Genomic DNA, 10,904 nt, shown 5'->3' with positions numbered 1-10,904 from the left:
CATACACCAATTCCATTTCTTGATTAAACAAAAAAAAATCCCCAACCTTAAATAAGAGTGGGGATTATGTTCTATCTGCAAGATCGTTCAAGTTTTCTTCTTAGATCCTTAACCGATCGGCATTAGACTAAAAGAAGGCCTTTAAATCGAGAATAATATTTTAAACTTGGATAGGAAAAAGTAATCGCTACTTACTCAGGAAAGCCCGGCACTTTATTACTAACCCCTAACCCACTTTTGTGCCATTCAGTTTGTTCTGCACAGAATATTTGAGCATCTAACGTTTTAACTGATTCTTCATTCAAACTGCCTGCAGGAACAATTAAAGACTCCCCACCTTGCGTTACAAAAGGCAACCCAGAACCACAGCTTTCACAGAATGCTTGCGTAAAGGTACGCTCTGGATGGTCGTAGCGCTTTATTTTTTCTATTCCACTCACCCAATTAATATTATCTGCAGATGTAAATAAATTAGCGGCATGCGCGCTGCCGGTTAATTTTCTACATTGTTCGCAATGACAAAAGAAAAAATCACTAAAGTTATCTTCAACAGTAAAAGTAACGTCGCCACAGCAGCAACCACCGGTAATAATTTTGGTCATAATAACCTCCATGTAAAATAAATATTGGTAAACATACCATCATCTCGAATTAATAAAAATGAATATCCCCGTTACCGTTCAAGGGGCTTTATTCAGTCGTTAATTTATCCAACCAAGTGTTAACCACCATAAATAATCTAATGGCATTAAGAACAAAATAGTGATGATCGCCAGCGGCAACGTGACCTTCAATAAACTACCTAACGATTCTTTTGAAAGTTGCATCGCAAGAATAAGCGGCGCCACCTGATAAGGAAATATAACAGTAGAAAAACCAATAACCTGTGTCATTAAAACTGCGGGTACTGAAAAACCAGTTAATTGAGAAAAGTCTGTAGCCATCGGTGAAAGTACCGTAGGCACACCCGGTATAGTCGTGACCAGCCCAGTAAAAGTAGAGATAAGAGAAAGCGACATAAAGTTTAAAAAAGTATTATCCGATGATGTAGGTAACAAATGACTAAATACTTGTCCCATATATTCACCTATGCCAGATGTATTCACTAATGCACCCAAACCAAGTGCTGCCGCTACAAAAATGACCGTGCCAAAATCAACCGAGCGATTAAATGCTTTAGGTTCAAGCACTCCCCATTTCGGCAATAATAAAATAATAGCGGTAGTTAACCCAATCCAAGCGGAGTTAATCCCATGTATTGAATCCGTCACCCAAAATAATAAAGTAATCACGAGAAGCAAAGCGACTTTTCTTTGCTGTTTATTATCGAATGTAGGTATTGAACCTGAATAAGCCTCTTTAATATTAGTAGGGGAAACAACTTTATCTGGAAAAATGAACAGCACTAAGCCTACCAGTAACATTGATTTAATCACACCAAGAATTGGAAAATGCAAAAGTAGGTATTCAATGTAACTAAAGTGAATATTAAACAACGTTTCACTGGCCCCCGCTAAAATCATATTGGGAATATTAGCGGGTAACACTGCAAAGCTAGGCATATTACAAGCAATTGCTAACGCTACCGCAATTCCTCGACGGCCATTACTGCCCGATGTGAAACCTACACGTTCAGCTAAAGCCATGCCAACAGGAATCAAAACAATCGCCCGTCCCACTGAAGAAGGCATAATAAAGCCAAGCAACATAGCCGTTAACACCAAACCAAAGATTAAACGAAAATAGCTCAAGGTTAAATGCGGTGCAATGATGGATGCTAATCGTTTATCTAAGCCAGATGATGAAATCGCTCCCCCTATCACAAACCCTGCAACAATTAACCACACCGCGGTAGAAGCAAACCCTGAAAATAAAATAGCGGGCTCAACCAAATGAAAAATCGTTGATAAAGCAAAAAAGATCAGCCCAGCTAGAAAAGGAGGAATAACAGAGGTGCTCCAACAAGCTAAGGTGATCAACACAACAGCAGCGCTATAAGAAAAAGACAGTGATTTGTTTTCAATAGGAAATAAAACAAGCATCAATGCAATACCTAACACACCAATAAAGGAAAATGACCGTAAACTGAACTTGGTTTGCATAAAACGAGCCCTTTCGAAATAACGTTAATATGAATTATATTTAGAACAACAAATGATGCAGTTGCTTATAGTCACCAATATAATCATTGATATATTGACTGGTATATTAGCTGGTGCATTGGCTGTTATAGTAACCGACATTTAGTGTCGTCTTAAGTAGAAAATATGACAAAACATACCCATAAAACGCCAAATATAGCACCCAGTGATAATGCATTTATTATTGACCATACTCGTCCTGTACTGACGCATAGTAGGAATATGCAAGCGGAAACAGGTGTTACCGCTCACTCTCATGCGAGAGGGCAACTACTATGGGCTGCAACGGGTATTTTAAGTGTGACTAGCAATGAGACTATATGGGTTGTCCCTTCCACTCATGCAGTTTGGATTCCAAGTTATATTCCTCATCAAGTAAACAGTGAAACAGATACTCAGTTACGCAATATCTACATTGACCCTTCATACCCAGTTAGACAAAATGAAAAGTCTATTTTGATGCTCACAATGAGTCCCCTTTTACGAGAAGTTATCTTAAAGTTAACCGACCATAAAATACTTTTAACAGCTCAAAAAATTAAACACTTAGGCTTGGTTGCTATTGATGAGTTGGGAGTGCTTGAGTCATTTCATAACAATATTCATTCAGGGCAAGATCCCCGCTTACAACGGTTAATTAATTACATTGTACAACACCCAAACCAAGCCCTTTCATTACCCGATTTATCGAAAATAGCAGGCGCGAGCGTCCGCACAATAGAACGCCTTTTTAAAGCAGAAACTGGGATGACATTTCGTCAATGGCGTAGTCAGTTTAAATTAATGAACTCACTTGCATTACTAACACAGGGGAAAACATCGACCTTCGTCGCTCATGAATTAGGCTATAAAAATGTCAGCAGTTTTATAGCCACGTTCAAAGCCCAATTTGGGTACACACCACAGGAATATATAACGCAGATCTAAAGCGTATTTAAAAAGAGAGTAATAAAAAGAGGGTCTTCTAATACAACAATATAAACTGAGATTAATTTATTTAACCCCAACTCTGGTTAATGAAAGCAGAATTACATTTAAAATCATAAAGTTATAACTTTTGACTAGTCAGTGCTGTTAGTGTTGCGTCGTTCAAGGCAAATTATTGAAGCAATAACGGGTTATTGAGAGATAATTTAATACAGAAACCCGCAGAAATAGAGGTGTTGTATCGCTTTGCTTATACAGAACTGAAGTTATTTAACAGGCTCATTGTTAAACCTTAATTCACGAGCATGCTCAATACTACCGACATTGATAACGTTATTGTATCCTGCTTTATGTAAAGCAGATAAGGCGTTTTCAGCCCTAATGCCACTACGGCAATACAAACGAATATCGGTATTTTTATCAGGGAACAATTCGCTAATTTCATCCACAATATCTGAGTGTGATATACGTTTATCACCTTCAATATTATCAACCTTATTTTCAATATAACTTCTCACATCAATCCAAATGGGCTCAGCGAACAAGCTTGTATTGAATAACATGCCCAGTGTAAAAATAAGTGTATATTTAATCGATTTATTAACCATAACCACACTCCTTTTGAATAGCTATTCAAAATAGTTATTTTAAAAATTTAATTTAAAATAATACCAACGTCTCGTTAGCTCTTTTTGAGCCACTATAACCTGCTTTATAACTTCCGCTATAAGATACAACACTATATTAATGACATTTGTGACAATATTGGCATGCCAGTTTTCTATCTTTTCACATGATAGATTCGACCTTAAAGTGCATCACGGTTTCGTAGTGATAGCTTCCATAAGTTTAAATTTTAACATTACGGCTGCCATTGCTGTTTCATTCTTTTCACTGTTTCGGCAGGTACTTCGTGAATATTCGCGTACTTTCCCTTACACACAACCACTTCAAGCTTGGCGTTATATTGCTTGGCTAATTGTTGATAAGCCTTCATTTCCCAATGCTTAATAAACGTATTTGACACAATGACACTTTGTTGTTGCTGCAGTAAATTTTCACAGGCTTGTTGACACCACGCATGTGCTTTTTTAATAAACTCAGGCTGAAAAAAATATACGCCAGCATCATCAATAAAATACATGTCCGCTTCTAAATGCACTATTGTTTGCCCCGTCGAGTTAGCCGCTTCTTCCACCCGCTTTTTAGCCAATGTACTTTTACCACTGCCGGGTAAACCACGTATTAAGGTAAGCGTTAATGTCCGCATGGTTTAGTGCTTAAGCTTGTATTCAATGCATTGGTTCCTAATGAATTTAATGACCTGTTATCTGATTTCAATATTAACGTAGCCTAACAAAAAATGGACTAACTATGTTTGAAAAGCAGTTAATTATGGACTTGCCTGATTATACTCAAATTCATTGTTTATACTCAACAAAGGCATCCATGCCTTGCTTAATTGCAAATAATCATTGCAGCTCATCATTTCAGAGAATTATTGCTACAAGCAACTATCCCTAAAGATAACGAATGTATAAAAAATCTTCTAAAATCTAACGCTTTGTTAACCCTTTTTTATTCAAATACGGCAGAATGTGCGGGCGAGATTCTTTTGATAATTGCCCCGTTACTTGTTCAGACCACGTACTTTGTTTTTGATTGCTCGAGCGGCTTGCATAATAGTTATGTATCACTTCATCGTAACCTTTAATATCGTCCATATTCAGTGGTTGATATTGATTTTCATGCATAATCACATGAACAGGTAAACGCGGTTTAACTTCAGGATCTTGCGCGGGATAACCTAAACACATACCAAATAACACCGATGTATTTTGTGGAAGCTCAAGTAGCTCATCAACCAACTGTATCTTGTTACGTAGCCCACCAATATAGACGCCACCTAACCCTAATGACTCAGCCGCTAACAAACAGTTTTGCGCCATAATGCCACAATCAACCGCACCAATAAGCGTGAGCTCTGTAAAGTCAGCTTGCACTTCTGGGTTAATGGCCGCATGGCGTTGGTAGTCAATACAAAACACCAAAAACTCAGTCGCATTTTCAACATAAGGTTGATTACCCGCATACTCAGCTAACAACTTACGTTTGCTTTTGTCCGTCACTCGAATGATAGACACAACTTGCAACATACTCGATGAAGAAGCCGCTAACCCAGCTTGAATAATCGTATCAAGTTGGCTTTTCTCTATCGGTTGATCAGTATATTGGCGAATCGATCGGTGATTTAACATTGTCTCAATGGTTTTGTTCATAAATCAGTAATCCTTGTCATTATAGTTATCGTCATAAGTAACGTTATAAGGTGTAACACTATCTTAATAACATTTATGAAGATATTGAAGTACAACTAATGATGTAAAAAATATTGAAGTAACAGTGTTGAAGTAACAGTATTGAAGTAACAGTATTGAAGTAACAGTATTGAAGTAACAGTATTGAAGTAACAGTATTGAAATAAAAGTATGGAGTAGATTCCATTAGGTAAAATCATAGGGTGACTATTTCAAACACAAATAAGCTTACCCAATAAGGCTATAATTAGCGAGCTAACTTAACTACAAGCAAAGTCGAAAAGTTATAGTTGTTTTGATCAAACTCGATAAGGCGATCACTTATTTATCATAGTCTAGGCTGACTGGTGTTATCGTTTGCTTATAAAAGAAAAAAGGTAACCGAAGTTACCTTTTTTATATCACACTTTAAAAACTCTAAATTATTTTATGAATTTTTTAAAGGGTGCATCAACTGGCGTATCTGCAAGGTGGTTTGTGTAGTTACTCATGACTTTTTGAGATAAACCAACAATAATTTCAAGTAGTTGTTGCTTGCCGTAACCTGCAGCAAAAAACGTCTCAATTTGTTCATCACTAATCACACCACGTTCGCGCGTCATTAAAAGTGTCGTTTCACGTAATACTTCTAACTTAGGGTTAGCCAACGGTGTTTTGTTGACAAGTGCATCAACAACATCTTGGTCAACTTTCATTGAAGCTGCAATTGCACTATGTGCAGGTACACAGTAATGACATTCATGCTCAACGTTAATTGACTGCCATACAACAGTTAACTCTTCAGCGTTAAACGATGTTTTTTGGAAAAGATCATGCAGTACTTGGTAGCCCTTTAGTAATGTTGGTGCTTCAGCCATTACTGCGTGTAAGTTAGGTACCATACCAAATGCGGCTACTGAATCAGCCATTAACGGCTTTGATGCTTCAGGTGCATTTTCTGCTGTGTATAACGTAAAATCTGTCATGTTTAACTCCAATAAATAATATGTTTTAAGTAACTCAGAGCACATACTATTTTAATTTGAGCAAACGTTCAACCTTAATTTGAACAATCGTTCAAAATAAATTTAGTTTAACTAATAAAGATTAAACGTAAGAGGGTTATCAAACTTGTAAGCCAACTCTTTTGGGATAATTTGTAATTAAGCGACAAAAAGTCGTCTTGGTGTAAGCAAGTAGTATTTACTTGGCACTTGGCTCTAAATAAAAGCGATGCAGATAATCATTAAAAGATGACAGTTCTATTTCTATTTTTAGTTCTAGTTCAATTTGTATGTGAGTGAAAGCAAACGATGAATGTGCCGAAAAGAATGCACATTTATATGCGTTAAGTTTAAATACAACTTAAATTTAACTACAACAACGCAATGAACCCGACTGATGTTCGAGCACTGAACAGAGAAACTGCACTTTTAAAAGGAACTTTGATGATAAATACTAGTCAACGTTATGGGTGGTCAGAACTGGCTTAATCAAGTTTTCTACATAAAAATATTACCCCTCTTTTATGTCACCCATAATTAACTGTTTCTATAAGACGATGATGACCTTGTTATTATCTTCTTTTTATTTTTTGTTCTCATAAGGCTTTACTGTGCTCCATAAATACACGACTATTCATAAATACATAAGTAAACGATGGGCTGCATTATTAATATTAATAATGGTCGCTATCGGTACGCTCATTTACTTAGATTCCATTGTTAACTCAACGTTTAAAGATAAACAGTGGTCAGTTGCATCGACGGTTTACGCGCGGCCTTTAGAAATATACGAAGGATTACCACTCACGCTGGCTGATTTACGTGAAGAAATGACCCTACTTGGATATCATTTTGTGAGTAACGTTAACAAACCCGGAGAGGCATTAATAGAACGAAATAAAGTGACTATTTTCATCCCTCAATTTCAGTTCAGTGACGAATTAGCAGCAGCACAAAAAATAAAAATCACCTTAACTAATGGCTTTGTATCCGCATTAGAAAGTAATGAAAATAAAGCCTTAGTGCGTTTACAACCGCTTTTTATTGGAGGAATTTACCCTTCACATAACGAAGATCGAATACTCGTTCAACTTGACGAGGTCCCTGTTTCTTTACAAGAAATATTGGTTGCCGTTGAAGATAAGGACTTTTATGATCATTATGGTATTTCACTGCGCGGCATTGGGCGAGCAGTGATAGCAAATATTAAACAGGGAGGGTTTTCACAAGGTGCATCAACCCTAACGCAACAATTGATTAAGAACTATTACCTCACGCCAGAACAAACATTAATTCGTAAAGCGCAGGAAGCGTTGATGGCGATATTATTAGAGCTACATGCAAGCAAAGCTCAGATTTTAGAAGGATACATGAATGAAGTATACCTTGGACAAGATGGACCGCGCGCCATTCATGGCTTTGGTTTAGCCAGTCAATATTATTTCAAAAAAAATCTGATGCATTTATCCCTTTCACAACAAGCCCTGTTAGTTGCACTTGTGCGCGGTGCAAGTTATTACAATCCATGGCGTAATCCTGAACGTGCATTAAAACGCCGTAATTTAGTGTTAGATATTGCAGTAAGAGAAAATCGCCTTGATGCAGATGTGGCTGAATCGGCTAAGCAAACTCCCCTAGGGATTGGCGATCGCAGCACCAGTAAGACTAAACGTTACCCAGCTTATTTAGATCTTGTCCGTAAGCAATTACAGAATGATTACAAAGCGGAAGACTTGAGCTCGAATGGCTTGTCTATTTTCACCCATTTTAATCCCTTAATTCAAGAAACAGCTGAGTCTAGCTTGGTTAAAATGATTGCTAAACAAAAAAAATCTAACGCTAGTGCTAACCTGCAAGGTGCGGTCATTGTTACGCAACCCAATACAGGCGCAGTCACCGCTATTGTTGGCGGTAGCAATACTCAGTATGCAGGATTTAACCGCGCCATTGATGCCCGTCGACAAATCGGCTCATTAATGAAACCCGCCGTCTATTTAACCGCGTTGGAAAACAGTGAACAATATACATTAGCGACCCCAATAAGCGATGCCGCCTACGAGCAAACATTAGAAAACGGTGATAGTTGGTCTCCTAAAAATTACGACTTAAAAGATCATGGCGATGTGCTTTTATATAAAGCATTAGCGCACTCATACAATCAGGCAACAGCGCGTTTAGGCAATGAGCTAGGCTTAGATAATATATTATCAACCATAAAACGACTTGGCGTTGATAGTGATATTCCAGCGGTCCCAGCAATTACATTAGGGGCTGCAGAATTGAGTCCGCTTGACGTTGCTCAAATGTACCAAACTATTTCTTCTGGTGGGTTTTATACGCCGTTATTGGCAATCAGCTCCGTCGTCGATGCACGCGGTGAAGTATTAACCAGCTACCCTATCGATATTCAAAAACGCTTTAATTCAAGTTCAATTTATACTTTACGCCATGCTTTACAAGCGGTGACGCACGAAGGCTCCGCTAAAGCATTACAATGGTTATTACCTGATTTTGCGGTGGCAGGAAAAACCGGGACAACCAATGATTTACGAGACAGTTGGTTTGCAGGTTTTTCAGATGACATGCAAGCGGTGGTTTGGCTTGGTCGTGACGATAATAAAACCACAGGATTAACGGGTTCAAGTGGTGCGCTTCGTGTCTGGGCTGATATTTTTAAAGCGCGTGCTCAACAACCTTTACAGAACCTCACACCAAAAAACATTACCCTCGGTTGGGTTGACAGTGAAACAGGTGTCGGTAGCGAAGATAATTGTGATAATGCGATTCTTTTGCCTTTCGTGAGCGGCAGTGAACCAAAACAAGAAAAGCGTTGTAGCACAACCGATAAAGTCATCGATTGGTTCCGTAATTTATCCAACTAAGTAATTTATCCAACTAAGTAATTTATTCAGCTAAGTAATTTACCCAAATAAAGAGATCAAAATAATGAAGTATTATAAAATTGTTATTGTTGCTTGTTTATCCAGTTTTTTATGGGCTTGTAGTACAAAGCCTGTCACTACAACACCTGTTACCGCACCCGTAACAGACGCCACAACGCCAAGTTCAACCACTAATCCAAGAGGCGGTACCGATAATACAGTTAAGGGAAGCTCTGCATTAAACTCATTATTAAACCTTGCAGTGCAGCAAGAAAACAATGGCAACTTACGAGGTGCGAGAGGGACGTTAGGACGTGCAATCAGGATCTCTCCACGTAACCCTGAAGTCTATTTACGCCTAGCAGAGTTAAGCTACCGCGAAGCTAAAAATGCGCAAGCCCAATCATTCGCTGAAAAAGCACTTAGCTTAAATCCGAATAAAGCATTAACCGACCAAGCTGAATTATTATTAGAAAAGCTTGCGTCCGAATAGACCATCACGCTTTCGTCAAATGATATGAAAGGTCGGTAAACATGGTTATACCAATTGATATTAAGAAGGCTTATTGATATTGATATTGATAATCTGGACTAAAACGAGGAAGGTAAAAGGTCATCGGAAAATTGATGACCTTTTACTTAATATTTATTTAGCTACAAATCCAACTTTTGATTTTTTTACTATTTTTGCAGTTCTTTTTTCTTTTGCTGTCAAAAGCGGTTTTTTCTTACCGTCTTTTTTACTGTCTTGGCCTTTACTCACGATGCTTTCCTTTATTAAGATAAACAACTAATAACCCGATGACGAACGTTCCATGGTGACATTAAGCGACCTGGTAACAGCGAGATTATGTGCCTAAGCATTAACAATAGATAGCGATATTTATCATAAAATAAAAAATAATTTAGCCGGTATTTAACGCATAAATTGAGGCTATAAAAAACAATATTGGAAGGATGTTCTGTCCTTTTAATCCAACCATTAAATGATGTTGTTAAAAGGATATAGCTGTTCTGCTTTAGTTTTTAATTGGTCTTAGCTCATCGAGTTACATCGATATTTTCGGCTTGGCATTTCGCCCTATCGGCGTTTCAACTAATCTAGACATCCTGTTTAGCTTTACTAAAATAATCGAATGGCTTGGAAAAGCTTTACGGTGGAGTTTGGTAGCTGCATTGGGTATCGTCTAGTTTATTAACTAATTAATATTTATAACTTCAACACTTGGGTGTCCAAAACTTACTTATTTTATGACTTGTTATACTTTCAAATTGTTAAACTATACATTAGTCTTTTATTACACTCACTAAACCTTAATTTATTATAGGATTTGGTTCTATAAAAACGCTAGTTATCGATATTTTTATATTACTAACAAGTAAATAGACTTGTGGAAAAATCAAAAAAAACGAATATATATTTAATAAAAAACATTAAATATAATAGAAAATGTAAACAGTTATCAAGAACGAGGTGGTTATGAACAGTTATCATTCCCAGAAATATTATTTTGTTTGAAGTGCCATGGTATAAATTATTATTTACTATCTTGATATCTATCGGCTTCATATCGTATGGGATATTGTCTTTTAGAAAGGCTATTTTTTAGATAATAACTACTCATTCAGAGATGATTTTGTTCACTGTTTCCT

Annotated in this window: 9 protein-coding genes; 3 read left to right on the top strand and 6 right to left on the bottom strand. The window is 37.2% G+C overall.

The features are described 5' to 3' along the window. Positions 1-191: 191 nt before the first annotated feature. Entirely contained in the window at positions 192-602 is a 411-nt protein-coding gene (locus SP041_RS14455; RefSeq protein ID WP_025564642.1) for a GFA family protein, read from the bottom strand. Positions 603-701: 99 nt separating this feature from the next. Beyond that, complete coding sequence (locus tag SP041_RS14450) at positions 702-2,102, bottom strand: SLC13 family permease (RefSeq protein ID WP_025564641.1); 1,401 nt, start codon at positions 2,100-2,102, stop codon at positions 702-704. Between the two features lie 165 nt (positions 2,103-2,267). On the opposite strand from SP041_RS14450, the gene SP041_RS14445 reads away from it, so the two are divergent. Continuing rightward, positions 2,268-3,068, top strand: coding sequence for a helix-turn-helix transcriptional regulator (locus SP041_RS14445; RefSeq protein ID WP_025564640.1), 801 nt, complete (start codon positions 2,268-2,270; stop codon positions 3,066-3,068). 266 nt (positions 3,069-3,334) lie between these two features. On the opposite strand, the gene SP041_RS14440 is transcribed toward SP041_RS14445, so the two are convergent. The 4 genes from SP041_RS14440 to SP041_RS14425 form a co-directional block, all read right to left on the bottom strand. Next, entirely contained in the window at positions 3,335-3,676 is a 342-nt protein-coding gene (locus SP041_RS14440; protein ID WP_025564639.1) for a rhodanese-like domain-containing protein, read from the bottom strand. A gap of 254 nt (positions 3,677-3,930) precedes the next feature. Then, positions 3,931-4,338: an ATP-binding protein gene (locus tag SP041_RS14435; RefSeq protein WP_025564638.1), complete on the bottom strand. Its 408-nt coding sequence runs from the start codon at positions 4,336-4,338 to the stop codon at positions 3,931-3,933. A 286-nt stretch (positions 4,339-4,624) separates the two neighbouring features. Beyond that, the gene (gene nfsA / locus SP041_RS14430) at positions 4,625-5,347 is read right to left on the bottom strand and encodes an oxygen-insensitive NADPH nitroreductase (protein WP_025564637.1); all 723 of its coding nucleotides are present in this window, start codon (positions 5,345-5,347) and stop codon (positions 4,625-4,627) included. Positions 5,348-5,808: 461 nt separating this feature from the next. Beyond that, positions 5,809-6,351, bottom strand: a complete 543-nt coding sequence (locus SP041_RS14425; RefSeq protein WP_025564636.1) for a carboxymuconolactone decarboxylase family protein — start codon at positions 6,349-6,351, stop codon at positions 5,809-5,811. Positions 6,352-6,980: 629 nt separating this feature from the next. On the opposite strand from SP041_RS14425, the gene mrcB reads away from it, so the two are divergent. Together mrcB and SP041_RS14415 are read left to right on the top strand one after the other, a co-directional pair. Then, on the top strand, positions 6,981-9,251 hold the full coding sequence (gene mrcB / locus SP041_RS14420) for a penicillin-binding protein 1B (protein WP_240791478.1): 2,271 nt from the start codon (positions 6,981-6,983) through the stop codon (positions 9,249-9,251). A gap of 64 nt (positions 9,252-9,315) precedes the next feature. Next, on the top strand, positions 9,316-9,744 hold the full coding sequence (locus SP041_RS14415; RefSeq protein WP_025564634.1) for a tetratricopeptide repeat protein: 429 nt from the start codon (positions 9,316-9,318) through the stop codon (positions 9,742-9,744). Positions 9,745-10,904: the final 1,160 nt, after the last annotated feature.

The organism is Psychromonas sp. SP041 (assembly GCF_000470315.2).
GTDB lineage: Bacteria > Pseudomonadota > Gammaproteobacteria > Enterobacterales > Psychromonadaceae > Psychromonas.
Note: the sequence above shows the minus strand (reverse complement) of the source record. Positions and strands in the feature narration are given on the sequence as shown.